The organism is Verrucosispora sp. TAA-831 (assembly GCF_050780145.1).
GTDB lineage: Bacteria > Actinomycetota > Actinomycetes > Mycobacteriales > Micromonosporaceae > Micromonospora.
In genome coordinates, this window is record NZ_CP192240.1 from 6,921,796 (window position 1) to 6,937,578 (window position 15,783).

Genomic DNA, 15,783 nt, shown 5'->3' on the forward strand with positions numbered 1-15,783 from the left:
TGTGGGACAACGAGATCCTTGTGGGCTGGTACGCCGCGAACGGTGGCTCTGTCCGGTCCAAGGGAACGACGTACTTCGTGCTTCATCCGCTCGGACAGGAGATGACTGGCCGTTGGGTCGGGCTGAGCTACGACGGCGAGATCGCCACCGGCTGGGGCGGAATGGCGCACAGTGAGCAGGAAGCCCGCGCCCATCATCACCGGGCTGGACCCCGAGTGGCTGGCAGCCTTCACCCGCCGCCTGATGGACGACCGTCTGGCCGCCTGCGGACACCACCTCGTTCCGATTCGCTCGATCTATCGGTGGCACGGCACGGTCCACGACGAACAGGAGGCCCGGGGGCGCTGCACACCCGGGCGAGCCTGGTCGACCGCATCACCGCCCGTGCGGGCGTGGGGCATCCGTACGAGGTGCCCTGCGTCATCGCCGTGACCGTGAATGAGGGGAATCCCGCCTACCTCCGATGGGTGCTGGACGAGACCGAACCAGCGTGAGCATTTCATCTCGGTGAGGTTGTCGCTCCGAGCTGTTGATCTCAAGTCGGGTTGAGGTTCTAGCCTCGGTCTGACCGATTTCCGGCATGAAGGAGGGCGGCATGCCCGTCGTCTACCGAGTGGACAAGTTCGACGTCCCGGAATCCGCGCGCGCGGAGTTCTGGCGACACGTACGGCGCACCCACGCGATCCTGCGGGATCAACCGGGATTCCTCGACGATGCCCTGCTGGAACAGCACTCCGGCCCGGGTCGCTTCAACGCCGTCACCATCGTGCGGTGGTCTTCCCCGGACGATCTGCCCTCAGCCCGTGTTGCCGTACAGGCGGCGCACCGCGCGGAGGGGTTCGAGCCGGCTGCCTTCTTCACGGCGGCCGGCATCGAAGCGGACCTGGCGAACTATGTGGAGACCGCGGCCTGATGCGCCACGCCGGGCCGGGGCAGCAGTGACGATCATGGGATGTGGTGGGCTTCTACGCTGCCGTCCGTGACCTAGGGCGAGATCTGGCGGCGGTGGCACCGGGACGAGGTGGTGGCCGCTCCCGGTTCTTGTCGGGTGGTGGTTTTACGGTGGGGGGATGGTCGAGATTCTGCTGTTCCACCATGCTCAGGGGCAGACGCCGGGGTTCCTGGCGCTGGCCGACCGGTGGCGGGCCGCCGGACACACCGTGCACACCCCTGACCTGTACGACGGTGCCACCTTCGGCACTGTCGACGAGGGGGTCGCGCACGCCGAGTCGATCGGGTTCGGGGAGATCATCCGGCGCGGGACGGCGGCTGCCGAGGCGCTGCCCGAGCAGCTCGTCTACGCGGGCTGCTCGCTCGGCAACCTGCCGGCGCAGTCGCTCACCCAGACCCGGCCGGGTGCCCTGGGCGCGCTGCTGCTCTACGGGGCGGTGCCGCCGGAGGAGTTCGGCCCGTGGCCGACCCGTACGCCGGTGCAGATGCACGCGATGGCCGACGACGAGTGGGCCGAGGTGCCGGCGATGCGGGCGATGGCGGACGAGATCGACGGCGCCGAGCTGTACGTCTACCCCGGTGCCGGGCACCTCTTCGCGGATGCGGGCGGCGTCGACTACGACGAGTCGGCCGCCGAGTTGCTGATCGGTCGCACGCTGGAGTTTCTCGACCGGCTGGGCTGATCCGCTGGTCGGTCGCCGTACTCTGGTGATCATGAGATTCGGCATCGTGATCCTGCCCGACCAGCGGTGGTCGGTGGCCCGGCACCGGTGGCAGCAGGCCGAGGAGTGGGGCTTCGACCACGCCTGGACGTACGACCATCTGGGTTGGCGGGATCTGGTGGACGGCCCGTGGTTCGACTCGATGGGTACGCTCACCGCCGCCGCGACGGTGACCTCGCGGATCCGGCTCGGCACGCTCGTCGCGTCCCCGAACTTCCGGCATCCGGCGGCCTTCGCCCGGCAGGTGACCTCGCTCGACGACGTGTCCGACGGGCGAATGCTGCTCGGGCTCGGTGCGGGTGGCATCGGCTTCGACTCGGCGGTGCTCGGCGGTGAGACGCTGCCGCCGCGACAGCGCGTGGAGCGGTACGCCGAGTTCACCGAGCTGCTCGACACGATCCTGCTCAAGGACGGTACGACCTGGCAGGGCGACTGGTTCACGGCGGTGGACGCGCGGAACAACCCCGGCTGTGTGCAGGAGCCCCGGGTGCCGTTCGTGATGGCCGCCAACGGTCCCCGCTCGATGCGGCTGGTCAGCCGGTTCGGTCAGGGCTGGGTGACCACCGGCCCGGACGCCGACGACCTGGGCGAGTGGTGGGACGGGGTCGCCGGGCTGGCGGCGCGGATGGACGCGCGGCTCGCCGCCGACGGCCGGGACCCGGCAAGCCTGGACCGCTACCTGTCGCTGGACTCCGGACCGGTCTTCTCGCTGAGCAGTGCACAGTTCTTCGCCGACCAGGTGGGCCGCGCGGCGGAGCTGGGCTTCACCGACGTGATCACGCACTGGCCCCGGGAGAGCAGTTGGTACGCGGGCGACGAGGCGGTGCTCGTCGACGTGGCGACCCGGCTGCTCCCCGAGCTGCGCGGCTGAGGCCGTCCTACGTCCCGTACGCGCCCTCGTCGCCTCGGCTGACCAGCCGGAAGCGGATGCAGACGATCTCGGTGTCGTCGGTGACCGGGGTGCCGAGCCGGTCCCAGTAGGCGGCGTGCCCGGCCCGCCACTCCTCGACCGAGCGGTCGCCCTCTCCCTCGGAGCGGGCGAAGTCCCAGCTCACCTCGGCGAAGCGGGTCACCTCCACGCCGGTCACCTGGACCACGGCCACCAGGGCGTCCTGGTCGTCGACCACGACCAGTCGTTCGCCGACGTGCTCCAGGTCCTCGCGCTCCTCGGCGTACTCGGTGAGCAGGCCGGCGGTGGCGGTCTTCACCCCGGCCAGGACCAGGGTGTTGAGCCTTGCGCGAAGCTCGCCCGGAGTGCCGAGGGCGAGGGTGCGTAGTCCGCCGACGCGTGGCCACATGACGCGAGATTACCGGTGGGGGCGAGGGTTCCGGTGGGATCTCGACGGGTGGAGAGTCCACGTGGGAGCGGTACGGTCGATGCCCGACGAAAGAGGAGATGTCGATGGCGGACCGACGCGCGGTGCTCATTCCCGGACGCGGCTACGACACCCGGTATCCGCTCTTCCTCTATCTGGGTGAGGCGCTGCGTCGGCTCGGTTTCGGGCTGCACGGGATCGCCTGGCAGGTGCCGGAGGACTTCGACCCGAACACCATCGGCCGGTGGGTCTGCGACGAGGTCGCCCCGACCCTGACCGAGCGCACCGACCTGCTGGTCGGCAAGTCGCTCGGCTCGCTGGCCGCGCCACTCGCGGTCGAGCGGCGGCTGCCCGCCGTCTGGCTCACGCCGCTGCTGCACCGGGGCGAGGTGGTCGACGCGCTGCGCCGGGCCACCGCCCCGTTCCTGTTGGTGGGGGGTACGGCCGACTCGTCCTGGGACGGTGGGATCGCCCGCCGGTTGACCCCGCACGTGCTGGAGATCACCGCCGCCGACCATGCGCTGATGGTGCCGGGGCCGTTGGCCCGGTCCGCCGAGGTGCTCGGCAAGGTCTGCACGGTGGTGGAGGACTTCGTCCGCTGACCCGCGGCGGCGCGGCGGGGTTCGGTTGTTAGCAGGGGACCCCTGCTATGCACGAGGCGTTAATAAGGTGCCCTTCCTTTCACAAGTCGGCGCTCGTGAGCAGGCCGCTTATGCGGAGTTCGGCGCTCAGCGCCGGTGCGCAGTCGATCACGACGGCGGAGGTGCCGAGTGCCTCGGCACCCCGGGCGGCGCAGATGTCGTAGAGGGCGCGCACCTGGGCGGCCGTCGCCACCCAGTCGTCGACCACCAGCACCCGGTCGCCGGGGCCCAGGTGTCGGTCGCGTACGGCCAGGTCGACCCGTCGGCCACGGAAGTCGGGCGGGCTCTGCGCCCAGGTCAGCGATCCGGGAGGCAGTCGGCCGTCGCCCGGCTTGTGCGCCGCTACGAACCCGACGCCGAGCGCAGTGGCGGCGAGCGGGCCGAGCAGGAAGCCGGTGACGGCCGGACTGACGACCACGGTGGGCCGGGCGGCCCGGAACGGCGCGACGAGCGCGGGACCGAGAGCGGCGAGTACGTCGGGGTCGCGCCACCAGCCGGAGACGTCGCTGACCAGGTGGCTCGCCCCGGGACCGGGGTCGATCCAGTGGATCAGTTCGACCAGGCGGGCGCGCAGCTCAGCGGACATCCCCTCATCCTGCGGCACCCCGCGCCGCCAGAGGCGGCGGCCGGCCCATCGCGGGCGAGCTAACAAGCTGCACGGGGCCGACGGCAGCCCACGGCTGCGGGGGCCGGCTGGCCCACCTCGGATCGGATGATCGGCTTCACGTATCGCCGCAATCACGGTCATACCATCATGATCACGTTGACGTCGGATGTGCTTCTCTCGTTATGGTCCGACCCGATTTGATCTGCCAAGGAAAGGACCGGGCCGGTGACTGGTAGGCACTCCCGTACCCGCAGGATCACCTCGCCGGCCGGGCTGACGGCCACTGGGGTGCTGGCCGTCGCCCTCGCCGTCGGCGGGACGGTCGGTGCGATGCGCCTGTCCGACGACTCGGACCCGGCCCGCCCGACCGCGATCGACCTCCCGACCATCCCGGATGCCACCGATCCGGCGACCGGCTCGCCGAGCGCGTCACCGAGTGCCAGCCCGAGCCCGAGCGCCAGCACCAGCGCCTCGCCGAGCGCCACGGCGAGCCCGACGCCGGTCCGGACCACGCAGGCGCCGTCGCGGAGCAAGTCGCGGACGGCCAGCCCGACCCCGAAGCCGACGGCCTCGAAGACGACCGCCCGCCCGGTGGTGGACACCGGCTCGTGCGGCGCATCGTTCTACTGGCAGGGCCAGGTCACCGCCAACGGCGAGGCGTTCAACCCGGAGGGGATGACCGCCGCGCACAAGACCCTGCCGTTCGACACCCGGGTACGCGTGACGAACCCCGCCAACGGCAAGTCGGTCACCGTACGCATCAACGACCGGGGACCGTTCATCGAGGGGCGCTGCCTGGACCTCTCCCGTGGCGCGTTCGGTGAGATCGCCTCGCACGACCTCGGTCACATCCAGGTGCGCTACGAGGTGTTGGGCTGAGCCCGACCGGGCGGCGATCGGTGCGCGGGATGATCCTCGCGGCCAGATCATTCTCGTCCGACGGGTCAGGTTCATTTTTTCGTTCACGTCCATCGGGCATGCTGTCGGGTGTACGTACGCAACTCCTCCAGCCGGGCCGTGGCCGGCTGAGTCCCGGATCCCGCGCCGGCCTCGGCGCGGCCCTTGTCCTGCTCGCGCTCGTCTCCGCCGTGGAACTGGCCGACGGCCGGGCGGCGAACTACATCGCGCTGATGGTGGCCGCTCCGTTCCTGGCCGCCGCGCTGGCGTCCTGGCGGATCGTGCTCGGTGTCGGTGCCGCCGCCTCGGTGCTCGGTGCCTCGTTCGCGTTGGCCGAGGAGAACGTCTCGCTCTCCACCGCCGTCGCGGTGGCGGGCATCGCGCTGGGCACCGGGATCGCGGCGGCGGTGGCGGCGGTACGTCAACGACAGGCCGAGCAGATCGCCGAGCTGTCCAAGCTCGCCGCAGTCGCCCAGCAGGCGGTGCTGCGTCCGCTCGGTCCCCGGGTGGGCACGCTGTCGGTGGCCGGACGGTACATCTCGTCCACCGCCAAGGCGGAGATCGGCGGCGACCTCTACGAGGCGATCGACACCCCGTACGGCGTACGCATGATCATCGGCGACGTACGCGGCAAGGGTCTGGAGGCGGTCCGGCTGGCCAGCATCGTGCTGGGCTCCTACCGGCACGTGGCGTACGAGCGGTCCGACCTGCGCGGGGTGGTCGCGGACCTGGATCGGGCGGTGGCCCGCAGCGTGGGCGACGAGGATTTCGTCACCGCCGCGCTGGTGGAGGAGCGGGGCGGCACCCTCACCATCGTCAACTGCGGACATCCGGCGCCGCTGCTGCTGCGTCGGGGCGCGGTGATCCCGCTCGAACCGCCCGCACCGGCTCCGCCGCTGGGTTTCATGCCGGTGGTCCGGCCCCGCGTGGAGCGGCTGGAGCCGGGTGACCGCCTGCTGCTGTTCACCGACGGGCTCGGCGAGGCCCGTCGGGACGGCGAGTTCTTCCCCACCGCCGACCGGGCCTGGCGGCTGCTCGGGCACGGCACGGTGGGCGACGGTCTGGCCTCGCTGGAGACCGCCCTGGTGGAGTGGGTGCACGGCCGGCTGGACGACGACATCGCCCTGGTCCTGATGGAGTACACCGGCTCGCCCGGCGGGGCGACTGCGGCGGTGCCGAGCTGGGAGGTCGGGGCGGCCGAGAGCTGACCCCGGGACGGTCGGCGTGGTCGGGACCGACCCCGGTCGGCGGCTGGCCGGTACCTGAACGGCAAGTGTGTAATCCCTGTCACTTCGGTGGGTGGCTTGTCGCTGCCTACCCGTGAGTAATAGAGTCTGGGGTTACTGATCGGTAACACCTGTCCGGAAGCGGGGCCAGCGACATGACCCACTACAAGAGCAACCTTCGGGACCTCGAGTTCAACCTGTTCGAGGTGTTCGGGGCGGACCGGTCGTTCGGCCAGGAGCCGTACTCCGAGCTCGACGTCGACACGGCGCGGAGCTTCCTCGCCGAGATGGACCGCCTGGCCCGCGAAGACCTCGCCGCCAGCTACACCGACGGTGACCGCAACCCGCCGGTCTTCGACCCGGCCAGCCACACCGCGCCGCTGCCGGAGTCGTTCAAGAAGTCGTACCAGGCGTTCATGGACTCCGAGTTCTGGCGGCTGGACCTCCCCCCGGAGTTGGGCGGCACCAACGCCCCCCGGGCGCTGTGGTGGGCGCTCGCCGAGCTGGTGCTCGGCTCGAACGCCCCGGTCTGGATGTACGCCTCCGGCCCGTCCTTCGCGCATGTGCTGCACGTCGAGGGCACCGAGCAGCAGAAGAAGTGGGCGAAGCTCTTCATCGACCGGCAGTGGGGCTCCACCATGGTGCTCACCGAGCCGGACGCCGGTTCGGACGTGGGCGCCGGTCGCGCGCGGGCCATCCCCCAGCCGGACGGTTCGTGGCACATCGAGGGCGTCAAGCGCTTCATCACCTCCGGCGAGCACGACCTGAGCGACAACATCGTCCACTACGTGCTGGCCCGTCCGGTCGGCGTGGAGGGCGTCGGTGGCCCCGGCACCAAGGGCCTGTCGCTGTTCGTGGTGCCGAACTACTTCTTCGACGAGGACAGCGGCGAGCTGGGTGAGCGCAACGGCGTCTTCGCCACGAACGTCGAGCACAAGATGGGCCTGAAGGTCTCCAACACCTGCGAGCTGACCTTCGGCGAGCACGGCGTACCGGCCAAGGGCTGGCTGCTGGGCGAGAAGCACGACGGCATCCGGCAGATGTTCATGATCATCGAGTACGCCCGGATGCTGGTCGGCACCAAGGCGATCGCCACCCTCTCCACCGGCTACCTGAACGCCCTGGAGTACGCCAAGAACCGGGTGCAGGGCGCCGACCTGGTCCAGCAGACCGACAAGAGCGCTCCCCGCGTCACCATCACCCACCACCCGGACGTCCGCCGGTCGCTGCTGCTGCAGAAGTCGTACGCCGAGGGTCTGCGCGCCCTGGTGCTCTACACCGCGTCCTGGCAGGACAAGATCGCCCTCGCCGAGGCGGCCGGTGACGAGAAGGCCACCAAGTTGGCGAAGCGGGTCAACGATCTGCTGCTGCCGTTGGTCAAGGGCGTCGGCTCGGAGCGGGCGTACGAGATGCTTGGGCACGAGTCGTTGCAGACCTTCGGGGGTTCCGGCTTCCTCCAGGACTACCCCCTGGAGCAGTACGTCCGGGACGCCAAGATCGACACGTTGTACGAGGGCACCACCGCCATCCAGAGCCTCGACCTGATCTTCCGGAAGATCGTCCGGGACAACGGCAAGGCGCTGATGGCGGTCGCCGGGGAGATCCAGGAGTTCATCACCACCGAGGCCGGCAACGGTCAGCTCAAGGACGAGCGGCAGGCGCTCGGTAAGGCCCTCGCCGAGATCCAGAACATGCTCGGCGTGATGACCGGCTGGCTGGGCGAGGTGCAGGGCGGCGACACCCGGTCCCTCTACAAGGTGGGGCTGAGCAGCCGCCGGTTCCTGCTGGCGCTCGGCGACGTGGTGGTCGGCTGGCTGCTGCAGAAGCAGGCGGACGTGGCGCTGAAGGCGCTGGCCGGCGAGGTCTCCGCGACCGACAAGGCGTTCTACACCGGCAAGGTGGCCGCCGCCCGGTTCTTCGCCCGTGAGGTGCTGCCCCGCGTCGGCGCCGACCGGCGCATCGTCGAGGGCACCGACCTGGACATCATGGACATCCCGGAGGAGGCGTTCTGATCCGGGTCGACATCGTGCGGTGACGCGAAGCCGCAGCAACGGGACAGCCGGTGGGGCGCATGCCCACCGGCTGTCCCCGTTCGTGGCGCGCGCCCTTCCCGTGGCGCGCGCCCTTCCCGTGGCGCGCGCCCTTCCCGTGGCGCGCGCCCTTCCCGTGGCGCGCGCCCTTCCCGTGGCGCGCGCCCTTCCCGTGGCGCGCGCCCTTTCTGCGGTGCGTCGCGGGGCCGAGACCTTCACGGTGTCAGGTTCAGGTGTCCCGAGCCGATGCCTTGGTCATAGCCGACAAAAGCCCCATGTGTTCGATCGATGGCATGGGTTTCGGTGAGCTTGCCGGGGAGGTGGGTGGAGTTGTTGTCGCTCTGGCGACAACAACTCCACCCACCTCGCTCGACGGATGCCTCCGGACGCGCCTCGCGTCCGGCATCACGGAGCACCGCGCCGTGTGCCGGGTCGTGTTCGCCGGTCGGCGGCGCGGGTAACCCTGCGGCGGACGGGTAACCGTCGCTGACCAGTCCGAGTACGCCCAGAGCAACCGCACGGGGGAGTGCCGCGCACATGGGCATTGGTAGTGGAATTTTCCTGATCGCGATCGGTGCGATCCTGACGTTCGCCATCCGGGCCAACGTCTGGTGGATCGACCTGCGGGCGGTCGGCTGGGTCTTCATCCTGGCCGGGCTGACCGTGCTGCTCACTACGCTCTGGTTCTGGCAGGACCGCCGCAAGCGGGCCCGGACCCTGATCGTGGAGGAGAACCGGCTCTCCCATCCGACCGCGATGATGCCGCCGCCTCCCGATCCGCCGCCGCCGACCGCGCCGCCGAGCTGATCCGTCCGCCGAGTCGAGCCGGCGTCACCCCGATGGGTGGCGTCGGCTCAGGCCCGGGTCAAAGCCCCTGTTCGGCTCGCGGGGACCCAGGGGACCGACCGGCCGCGTTGGGGATCAGCCCGGGTGCCGCTGTCATAACCGGGCCGATTCCCGCCTTGCCGAGCCGCCGCCTGGACTTCCGCCTGGGCTCGACCGAGGACTTCGACGCGGGGCCTAGCCGCGTGCGGTGTGCCGGACGTCGATCGGGGCCGTACCGCGCTCCAGCTCCGCCCAGGACACCGTGGGCCGATGCCGCACCAGGTCGCTGGTACGCAGCCCGTCCGGGTCGGCGCCCTGCGGATCGAGCGACTCGGACAGCAGCGAGATACCGGGGTTGTGGGCGATCAGCAGGACGGTGCCGATGGTCGGCTCGACCCGGCGCAGCAGTGTCAGGAGGTCCTCCGGGTGTGCCTCGTACGCATCCGGTTCGTAGCGGACGACCGGGAACGGACCGGCGGGTCCGCCCTCCGGCGGCGTACCGGTCATGCCCATCTCGACGTGGTGCCAGGTCTGCCGGGTCCGCAGCGCGGCGGAGCAGATCACCAGTTCCGGCAGGAGTCCGTGCCGGGCGAGCCAGGCACCGGCCGCCGCCGCGTCGGCCCGTCCCCGCGCGCTCAACGGCCGCTCGACGTCCGGACCGTCCGCCGTGGGTTGTTCGGCCTTGGCGTGCCGTAGCAGCACGAGCGTGCGTTGCTGTCCCGAGGCGTCCGTCATGCCACCAGCTTGCCCGATTGGCGATCTCCGTGCCGGGGTATGTCCCTCGATGCCGCAACCTCATCCATGGCCGCGGCGAAGTGGAATGCAGCTTCGAGCCGAGGAGACGACGACATGGGCATCGGTGGCAGTATCTTCCTGATCGCGCTGGGCGCGATCTTCGCGTTCGCCGTGGAGGCGGACCTCGGCTGGCTCAACCTGAGCGTCGTCGGCTGGGTGCTGATGCTCGCCGGTGTGGCCGGGCTGCTGGTCACCCTCTACTTCTGGAACTCGCGGCGTCGTCCGGTCGTCGCTCCGGTGCGTGAGGAGCGCGTGGTCGCCGAGCGCGCCGTACCGGTGCAGGACAACCGGGTGGTGCAGGAGTACCGCGAGGTGCGCCGACCCGACCCGATGGTCTGACCGTCCGAGAGACAACGGGGTGGCGGAACGATCCGCCACCCCGTTGTCGTGCTCGTCGTACCGTCTGCCGGTCGTCCTGCCGTCCGTGTTTCGCTCAGGCGAACAGTGCGAAGTAGATCGCGATGTGGTGACAGATCGCGGCGACCAGCGTGCAGGCGTGGAAGAACTCGTGATGACCGAAGACCGTGGGCCACGGGTTCGGCCGACGCAGCGCGTAGAAGACCGCCCCCACGGTGTAGATGCCACCGCCGACGGCGAGCAGCACCAGGGCGGTGACCCCGCCGTAGCGCAGGATGTCCGGCAGCATTCCCACGGACACCCAACCGAGCGCCAGGTAGAGCGGAGCGGAGAGCCATCGCGACGCGTGCGGCCAGATCAGCTTCAGCGCCACCCCACCCAGGGCCCCACCCCAGACCACCGAGAGCATGATCACGGCGGCGCGTGTCTCCAGCAGCAGAACGCAGAACGGTGTGTACGTACCGGCGATGAACAAAAAGATCATCGAGTGGTCCATCCGGCGCATCACCTGGTACCCGCGTGTCGACCACACTCGACGGTGATAGAGCGCGCTGGTGCCGAAGAGGCCGCAGACGGTGAGGCTGTAGACGGCGGTACTGATCAGGGGTGTCCAGCCGGGGCGGGCCGCGGCGATCGAGCAGAGCACGATGCCGCAGACCAGTGCGACGAAGAACGCGTACGTGTGCAGCCAGCCGCGCATCCGGGGTTTCCCGATGTCGACCGGCTTGAGCCGGGGGCGTGCTGAGGTGGTCACGGAATCAGGTTACGACACCGTAGGTTACCTTCGGGTAGTGCAACGCGTCACGCCGTCCGACCAGCAGTCGACACGCTGGTGGGCGACCGTCGGCCAGGATGGCGGCATGCGGATCAGACCGGTCGGCGCACACGCCCTCCTGCTCGACCTCACCCCACCGCCGACCCCCCGACCTGACGTCGACCAGACCTCGACCAGCGACCCCGGCAACGGTGCCCCGGCCGGCGGTGGGACGGTCGCCGGGCTGGTCGAGGCGTGGCGGGCCGAGCTGTGGCGTCGCCGCGAAGAGGGTGCCCTGGTCGCCGACGAGATCGTCCCGGCCGCCACGACCATCCTGGTCGACGGCGTGCCGGACCTGGAGGCAACCGCCACCCGCATAGCCGACTGGACCCCCACCCCCACCCCCACCCCCACCCCCACCCCCACCCCCGCGCCCGACCTCGGCGCGGACCGCCCCACCTCACTCCGTCGATCATGGAGTTGTGGCTACGACAAAGAGTCATACAACGGGACAAATTCTCAACCACAACTCCATGATCGACGTGATGAGCCTGCGGTGGAGCACGAGGCTGCGGTGGACGTTGCGGCGTCGGGGGAGTCGGCGGGGGCCGGGACGGGGGGAAGGGCGGGGTGGGGCGGTGTCGGTGGGCTGGTCGAGGTGCCGGTGAGCTTTGACGGGGAGGATCTGCCCCGGGTCGCCGAGCTGTGGCGGGTGGATGTGTCGGCGGTGGTGCGTCGGCTGCGGGAGACCGAGTTCCGGGTGGCGTTCTGCGGCTTCGCGCCCGGCTTCGGGTACCTCACCGGGTTGCCCGCCGAACTGGCGGTGCCCCGGCTGGCCACCCCCCGTCCCCGGGTGCCGGCCGGTGCGGTCGGGCTGGCCGGGCCGTACGCCGGGATCTATCCGACCGCCTCGCCCGGCGGCTGGCTGCTGGTCGGACGGACCGGGCTGACCCTGTTCGACGTGACGGCCGATCCCCCCGCGCTGCTCACGCCCGGTACCCGCGTCCGGCTGGTGTCGGCGTGACCGGCGCAGCGGCCCATGACCCGCAGCGCACCCAGGCAGCAACCGTCGAGGCAGCAACGGTCGAGGCGGCGATCGTCGAGATGGTGCGGGCTGGGGCGTTGACCACGGTGCAGGACCAGGGCCGCGTCGGCTGGGCCCATCTCGGGGTGCCGCGTGCCGGTGCGCTCGACCCGGCGGCGTTGCGGCTGGCCAACCGCCTGGTCGGCAATCCGGAGTCGGCGGCCGGACTGGAGATCACGCTGACCGGCTGCGACCTGCGGGTGAATCGGGCCACCACGGTCGCGGTGGTGGGTGCCGAGGCCGATGTGTGGGTCGGTACGCGGCCCGGCGACACCGGTCGCCCGCTGGCCGTACCAGGCGGGACGGTGCTCCGGATCGGTCCCGCCCGACGGGGCCTGCGCTGCTGGTTGGCGCTGGCCGGTGGTGTCGCGGTCGACCCGGTGCTGGGTAGCCGGTCCACGGACACGCTCGCCGGGCTCGGACCGGCACCACTGCGCGACGGCGACCTGCTGCCGCTCGGCGTCCAGCCGGGTCCGCCCGCGCCGGTCGACCTCACCGTGCCGCCGCCGTTCCCGGCGGAACTGCACCTGACGGTACGACTCGGCCCTCGGCAGGACTGGTTCACCCCGGTCGCGCTGGACCGGCTGCTCGGTACGGCGTACCAGGTGAGTCCGTTGAGCAACCGGGTCGGCGCGCGACTGTCCGGCGCGCCGCTGCCCCGCGCGGTGGCCGGTGAGCTGCCCAGCGAGGGCATCGTCCTCGGTGCGGTGCAGGTGCCGGCGGACGGCCAACCGCTGGTCTTCCTCGCCGACCATCCCACTACCGGCGGCTATCCGGTCATCGCGGTGGTGGACGACGTGACCCCGCTCGCGCAGGCCCGTCCAGGCACTACGGTCAGATTTCATGGACCTGAACGCTGACCTCGGTGAGGGATTCGGTATCTGGCCGCTCGGCGACGACGAGGCCCTGCTTGGTTTGATCACCTCCGCCAACGTCGCCTGCGGCTTCCACGCCGGGGACGCGCCCACGATGCGCCGGGTCTGCGCCACGGCGGCGCAGCGCGGCGTGGCGATCGGTGCGCAGGTCGGCTACCGGGACCTGGCCGGTTTCGGACGGCGGGCCATCGCGTACGAGTTCGCCGAGCTGCGCGACGAGGTGCTCTATCAGCTCGGGGCGCTCAACGCGTTCTGCCGGGCGTACCGCACCCGGGTCCGTTACCTCAAGCCGCACGGGGCGCTGTACCACGCGGCGGCGTGCGAGGAGATGCCGGCGGCGGCGATCGTCGCGGCGGTCGACGACTTCGACCGGGACCTGCCGCTGCTCTGCCCGCCCGGCTCGGTGCTGGCCCAGCTCGCCCAAGGTGCCGGGATGCGGGTGGTGGCCGAGGGGTTCGCCGACCGTAACTACCTGCCCAACGGTCGGCTGGTGCCGCGTACGTCGCCGGACGCGCTGGTCACCGACCCGCAGGAGGTGGCGAACCGGGCGGTGCGGATGGCCACCGAGCGGGCGGTGACGGCCGTGGACGGGAGCGCGATCCCGTGCGTCGTCGAGTCGATCTGCCTGCACGGTGACAGCCCGGGCGCGGTGGCCGCCGCAGAACTCGTCCGCGCCGCCCTGATCGACGCCGGGGTGACGCCGACGGCGTTCGGCTGAGCGGTGCCGAGCGGTGCTGACCGAGGTGAGGAGGGGTCCCCTGCTATACCGCAGGCGTTAGCAGGGAACCCTTCCTTTCACCTCAACGGTCAGCCGGCGTCCATGCCGCGCAGTACCAGCGGGAGACGGCTCCCACCATCGGGGACCACGCGTACCGGCACGCCCCAGTCCTGCCGGGTCAGGTGGCAGGCCGCGTGCTCCACGTCCGCGTCGCAGGTCGCCGCCTGCGCGGTCACCTGGAGCACGCCGTTGGCCACCGCACCGTCGAGCACCAGGCGGCGGGACAGGTCGGTGCCGGTACCCGCCCCCTCCAGCAGCAGCTCCGGCGGCGAGGCGGAGACCACCAGCCGGGTCGACGGGCCGTACGTCTCGTCCAACTTCTGCCCCGGCGCCGGAGTGAAGACGACGTCCAGCACCACCTCCCCGGCGGCCAGGCCGGTCGGCTTGCGCTCGGTGCGGTGCCGGGGGCCGTCGACGGTGTCCGCCCCGGCCGCCGAGAGCGCACCCGGGGCCAACCGGGTGATCCGGTGCGCGGACGACTCCACCACCAGCACCGCCCCGTCGGGCATGAGCACCAGGTCGCTCGGCTCGCCGAGGTCGGCGGCCACCGTGGAGACCCGGTCGGTCGCCGGGTCGTAGCGGCGCACCGCGCCGTTGTAGGTGTCGGCGACCAGCACCGACCCGTCGGGCAGCGCGCAGACGCCGAGCGGGTGCTGGAGCAGCGCCTGCGCCGCCGGCCCGTCCACGTGGCCGAAGTCGAACAACCCCTGACCCACGGCGGTGCCCAGGACGCCGTTCTCGACGTACCGGACGGCGCTGGTCTCGCTGTCGGCCACCCAGAGGCGGGTGCCGTCGGCGGAGACCGAGAGCCCGGACGGCTGGGCCAGCCACGCCTCGGCCAACGGCCCGTCCCGCAGCGCCTCCACGGTGGTGCCGGCGTACATCCCGGCGGTGCGCTTGATCGGGTCGAACCACCAGAGCTGGTGGATGCCGGCCATGGCGATGACGATCCGGTCGTCGTACCAGGCGAGGTCCCAGGGCGAGGAGAGGTCGATCGAGAGCGCGTCGTGCGCGTGGCCGTCGACCGTGGAGCGCCACTGACGGCCGGTGCCGGCCACGGTGACCACCTCGCCGGTGGCCAGTCGTACGCCGCGGAGCAGGTGGTTGACGGTGTCGGCGACCACCAGGTCGTAACCGGCGACCTCGGCGACGTGCTCGGGCAGCAGGCACAGGCCCTGCGGCTCGGAGAAGGTGGCGGCCTCGGCCGGTCCGTCGGCCCGACCCCGGCTGCCGGTGCCGACGGTGCGGACCACGGTCTCGCCGTCGTCGGCCAGCTCGACCACCCGGTGCCGGGCCGAGTCCGACACCAGCAAGCCGCCGCCGGGCAGGGCCACCGCCTTGCCGGGGAAGCGCAGCGTCGTCCGTGGCTCGGCCGGTGGCACGTACGGGCCGTCGCCCCGCCGCAGGGTGCCCTTCGCCTCGTGGGTGGCGACCAACTCGTCGATCAGCCGGGCCAGCCCCTCGGCGTGACCCTCACCGGCCATCGTGGCCACCACGTACCCCTCCGGGTCGACCACGGCGAGGGTCGGCCAGGCACGGGCCGCGTACTGCTGCCACATGTCCAGCTCGGGGTCGTCGAGCACCGGGTGGTGCACGCCGTACCGCTCGACGGCGGCGGCCAGGGCGTCCGGGTCCTTCTCGTGCTCGAACTTGGGTGAGTGCACACCGATCACGACGAGGACGTCGGCGTACTTCTCTTCGAGCGGGCGCAGTTCGTCGAGTACGTGCAGGCAGTTGATGCAGCAGAAGGTCCAGAAGTCCAGGACCGCTACGCGACCCCGCAGATCCGTTAAACGCAGGTCCTTGCCGCCGGTGTTCAACCAGGCCCGGCCCCGGAGCTCGGGTGCCCGTACGCGTGCACTCATGCGTCCCATCGTGCCCTACCGGCGGGCACGGACCGGCCGGACCTCGGTGTCCGCGCCTGC

At 71.2% G+C, this 15,783-nt stretch carries 19 protein-coding genes; 14 read left to right on the plus strand and 5 right to left on the minus strand.

The features are described from left to right. The first annotated feature begins 243 nt into the window (after positions 1 to 243). The 5 genes from cutA (ACQVFL_RS30790) (at position 244) to ACQVFL_RS30810 (ending at position 2,544) form a co-directional block, all read left to right on the plus strand. Positions 244 to 432: a divalent cation tolerance protein CutA gene (cutA, locus tag ACQVFL_RS30790; protein WP_431729915.1), complete on the plus strand. Its 189-nt coding sequence runs from the start codon at positions 244 to 246 to the stop codon at positions 430 to 432. After that, the gene (cutA, locus tag ACQVFL_RS30795) at positions 393 to 494 is read left to right on the plus strand and encodes a divalent cation tolerance protein CutA (RefSeq protein WP_396696650.1); all 102 of its coding nucleotides are present in this window, start codon (positions 393 to 395) and stop codon (positions 492 to 494) included. Before cutA (ACQVFL_RS30790) ends, cutA (ACQVFL_RS30795) begins: the two co-directional genes overlap by 40 nt. A gap of 101 nt (positions 495 to 595) precedes the next feature. Further along, on the plus strand, positions 596 to 913 hold the full coding sequence (locus tag ACQVFL_RS30800) for an antibiotic biosynthesis monooxygenase family protein (RefSeq protein ID WP_431728188.1): 318 nt from the start codon (positions 596 to 598) through the stop codon (positions 911 to 913). Between the two features lie 157 nt (positions 914 to 1,070). Further along, entirely contained in the window at positions 1,071 to 1,634 is a 564-nt protein-coding gene (locus ACQVFL_RS30805; RefSeq protein ID WP_431728189.1) for a dienelactone hydrolase family protein, read from the plus strand. Positions 1,635 to 1,659: 25 nt separating this feature from the next. Next, entirely contained in the window at positions 1,660 to 2,544 is an 885-nt protein-coding gene (locus tag ACQVFL_RS30810; protein WP_396696510.1) for an LLM class flavin-dependent oxidoreductase, read from the plus strand. Positions 2,545 to 2,551: 7 nt separating this feature from the next. Here ACQVFL_RS30810 and ACQVFL_RS30815 read toward each other — a convergent pair whose 3' ends face one another. Beyond that, complete coding sequence (locus ACQVFL_RS30815) at positions 2,552 to 2,971, minus strand: ASCH domain-containing protein (RefSeq protein WP_396696512.1); 420 nt, start codon at positions 2,969 to 2,971, stop codon at positions 2,552 to 2,554. 104 nt (positions 2,972 to 3,075) lie between these two features. Between ACQVFL_RS30815 and ACQVFL_RS30820 the strand changes: the two genes are divergently transcribed. Then, the gene (locus tag ACQVFL_RS30820; RefSeq protein ID WP_396696514.1) at positions 3,076 to 3,591 is read left to right on the plus strand and encodes an alpha/beta hydrolase; all 516 of its coding nucleotides are present in this window, start codon (positions 3,076 to 3,078) and stop codon (positions 3,589 to 3,591) included. 79 nt (positions 3,592 to 3,670) lie between these two features. Here the strand turns inward: ACQVFL_RS30820 and ACQVFL_RS30825 are convergent, their stop codons facing one another. Then, entirely contained in the window at positions 3,671 to 4,216 is a 546-nt protein-coding gene (locus ACQVFL_RS30825) for a phosphoribosyltransferase (protein ID WP_396696516.1), read from the minus strand. A 246-nt stretch (positions 4,217 to 4,462) separates the two neighbouring features. On the opposite strand from ACQVFL_RS30825, the gene ACQVFL_RS30830 reads away from it, so the two are divergent. The 4 genes from ACQVFL_RS30830 (at position 4,463) to ACQVFL_RS30845 (ending at position 9,197) form a co-directional block, all read left to right on the plus strand. Next, a complete protein-coding gene (locus tag ACQVFL_RS30830; RefSeq protein ID WP_396696518.1) occupies positions 4,463 to 5,116 on the plus strand; it encodes a septal ring lytic transglycosylase RlpA family protein in 654 nt (217 codons plus the stop codon). Between the two features lie 98 nt (positions 5,117 to 5,214). Further along, the gene (locus tag ACQVFL_RS30835) at positions 5,215 to 6,342 is read left to right on the plus strand and encodes a PP2C family protein-serine/threonine phosphatase (RefSeq protein ID WP_396696520.1); all 1,128 of its coding nucleotides are present in this window, start codon (positions 5,215 to 5,217) and stop codon (positions 6,340 to 6,342) included. 173 nt (positions 6,343 to 6,515) lie between these two features. Continuing rightward, positions 6,516 to 8,372, plus strand: coding sequence for an acyl-CoA dehydrogenase (locus tag ACQVFL_RS30840; RefSeq protein WP_396696521.1), 1,857 nt, complete (start codon positions 6,516 to 6,518; stop codon positions 8,370 to 8,372). Between the two features lie 555 nt (positions 8,373 to 8,927). Further along, the gene (locus ACQVFL_RS30845) at positions 8,928 to 9,197 is read left to right on the plus strand and encodes a DUF6458 family protein (RefSeq protein WP_131051717.1); all 270 of its coding nucleotides are present in this window, start codon (positions 8,928 to 8,930) and stop codon (positions 9,195 to 9,197) included. A 213-nt stretch (positions 9,198 to 9,410) separates the two neighbouring features. Here the strand turns inward: ACQVFL_RS30845 and ACQVFL_RS30850 are convergent, their stop codons facing one another. Then, complete coding sequence (locus ACQVFL_RS30850; RefSeq protein WP_431728190.1) at positions 9,411 to 9,950, minus strand: SixA phosphatase family protein; 540 nt, start codon at positions 9,948 to 9,950, stop codon at positions 9,411 to 9,413. Between the two features lie 114 nt (positions 9,951 to 10,064). On the opposite strand from ACQVFL_RS30850, the gene ACQVFL_RS30855 reads away from it, so the two are divergent. Then, positions 10,065 to 10,349: a DUF6458 family protein gene (locus tag ACQVFL_RS30855; RefSeq protein ID WP_131051719.1), complete on the plus strand. Its 285-nt coding sequence runs from the start codon at positions 10,065 to 10,067 to the stop codon at positions 10,347 to 10,349. Between the two features lie 94 nt (positions 10,350 to 10,443). Here the strand turns inward: ACQVFL_RS30855 and trhA are convergent, their stop codons facing one another. Further along, positions 10,444 to 11,121, minus strand: coding sequence for a PAQR family membrane homeostasis protein TrhA (gene trhA, locus ACQVFL_RS30860; protein WP_396696525.1), 678 nt, complete (start codon positions 11,119 to 11,121; stop codon positions 10,444 to 10,446). 244 nt (positions 11,122 to 11,365) lie between these two features. Here trhA and ACQVFL_RS30865 point away from each other — a divergent pair, with 244 nt between their 5' ends. The 3 genes from ACQVFL_RS30865 to ACQVFL_RS30875 all read left to right on the plus strand — a co-directional run bounded on the left by ACQVFL_RS30865 (position 11,366) and on the right by ACQVFL_RS30875 (position 13,798). Further along, positions 11,366 to 12,145 (plus strand): 5-oxoprolinase subunit B family protein, encoded by a 780-nt coding sequence (locus ACQVFL_RS30865; RefSeq protein WP_431729916.1) that lies wholly within the window; start codon positions 11,366 to 11,368, stop codon positions 12,143 to 12,145. Positions 12,146 to 12,225: 80 nt separating this feature from the next. Then, positions 12,226 to 13,065: a biotin-dependent carboxyltransferase family protein gene (locus ACQVFL_RS30870; RefSeq protein ID WP_431729917.1), complete on the plus strand. Its 840-nt coding sequence runs from the start codon at positions 12,226 to 12,228 to the stop codon at positions 13,063 to 13,065. Further along, entirely contained in the window at positions 13,049 to 13,798 is a 750-nt protein-coding gene (locus ACQVFL_RS30875; RefSeq protein ID WP_396696529.1) for a LamB/YcsF family protein, read from the plus strand. Before ACQVFL_RS30870 ends, ACQVFL_RS30875 begins: the two co-directional genes overlap by 17 nt. An 89-nt stretch (positions 13,799 to 13,887) precedes the next feature. On the opposite strand, the gene ACQVFL_RS30880 is transcribed toward ACQVFL_RS30875, so the two are convergent. Beyond that, positions 13,888 to 15,723, minus strand: coding sequence for an NHL domain-containing thioredoxin family protein (locus ACQVFL_RS30880; protein ID WP_431728191.1), 1,836 nt, complete (start codon positions 15,721 to 15,723; stop codon positions 13,888 to 13,890). Positions 15,724 to 15,783: the final 60 nt, after the last annotated feature.

What these genes read in the sequence shown, in the direction of transcription:
- ACQVFL_RS30875 (WP_396696529.1), top strand. Translation starts at nt 13,049, where the DNA reads ATGGACCTGAACGCTGACCTCGGTGAGGGATTCGGTATCTGGCCGCTC.
- ACQVFL_RS30800 (WP_431728188.1), top strand. Translation starts at nt 596, where the DNA reads ATGCCCGTCGTCTACCGAGTGGACAAGTTCGACGTCCCGGAATCCGCG.
- ACQVFL_RS30825 (WP_396696516.1), bottom strand. Translation starts at nt 4,216, where the DNA reads ATGTCCGCTGAGCTGCGCGCCCGCCTGGTCGAACTGATCCACTGGATC.
- ACQVFL_RS30880 (WP_431728191.1), bottom strand. Translation starts at nt 15,723, where the DNA reads ATGAGTGCACGCGTACGGGCACCCGAGCTCCGGGGCCGGGCCTGGTTG.
- ACQVFL_RS30835 (WP_396696520.1), top strand. Translation starts at nt 5,215, where the DNA reads ATGCTGTCGGGTGTACGTACGCAACTCCTCCAGCCGGGCCGTGGCCGG.
- ACQVFL_RS30820 (WP_396696514.1), top strand. Translation starts at nt 3,076, where the DNA reads ATGGCGGACCGACGCGCGGTGCTCATTCCCGGACGCGGCTACGACACC.
- ACQVFL_RS30805 (WP_431728189.1), top strand. Translation starts at nt 1,071, where the DNA reads ATGGTCGAGATTCTGCTGTTCCACCATGCTCAGGGGCAGACGCCGGGG.
- ACQVFL_RS30850 (WP_431728190.1), bottom strand. Translation starts at nt 9,950, where the DNA reads ATGACGGACGCCTCGGGACAGCAACGCACGCTCGTGCTGCTACGGCAC.
- ACQVFL_RS30815 (WP_396696512.1), bottom strand. Translation starts at nt 2,971, where the DNA reads ATGTGGCCACGCGTCGGCGGACTACGCACCCTCGCCCTCGGCACTCCG.
- cutA (WP_431729915.1), top strand. Translation starts at nt 244, where the DNA reads ATGGACGACCGTCTGGCCGCCTGCGGACACCACCTCGTTCCGATTCGC.
- ACQVFL_RS30840 (WP_396696521.1), top strand. Translation starts at nt 6,516, where the DNA reads ATGACCCACTACAAGAGCAACCTTCGGGACCTCGAGTTCAACCTGTTC.
- ACQVFL_RS30845 (WP_131051717.1), top strand. Translation starts at nt 8,928, where the DNA reads ATGGGCATTGGTAGTGGAATTTTCCTGATCGCGATCGGTGCGATCCTG.
- ACQVFL_RS30870 (WP_431729917.1), top strand. Translation starts at nt 12,226, where the DNA reads ATGGTGCGGGCTGGGGCGTTGACCACGGTGCAGGACCAGGGCCGCGTC.
- ACQVFL_RS30855 (WP_131051719.1), top strand. Translation starts at nt 10,065, where the DNA reads ATGGGCATCGGTGGCAGTATCTTCCTGATCGCGCTGGGCGCGATCTTC.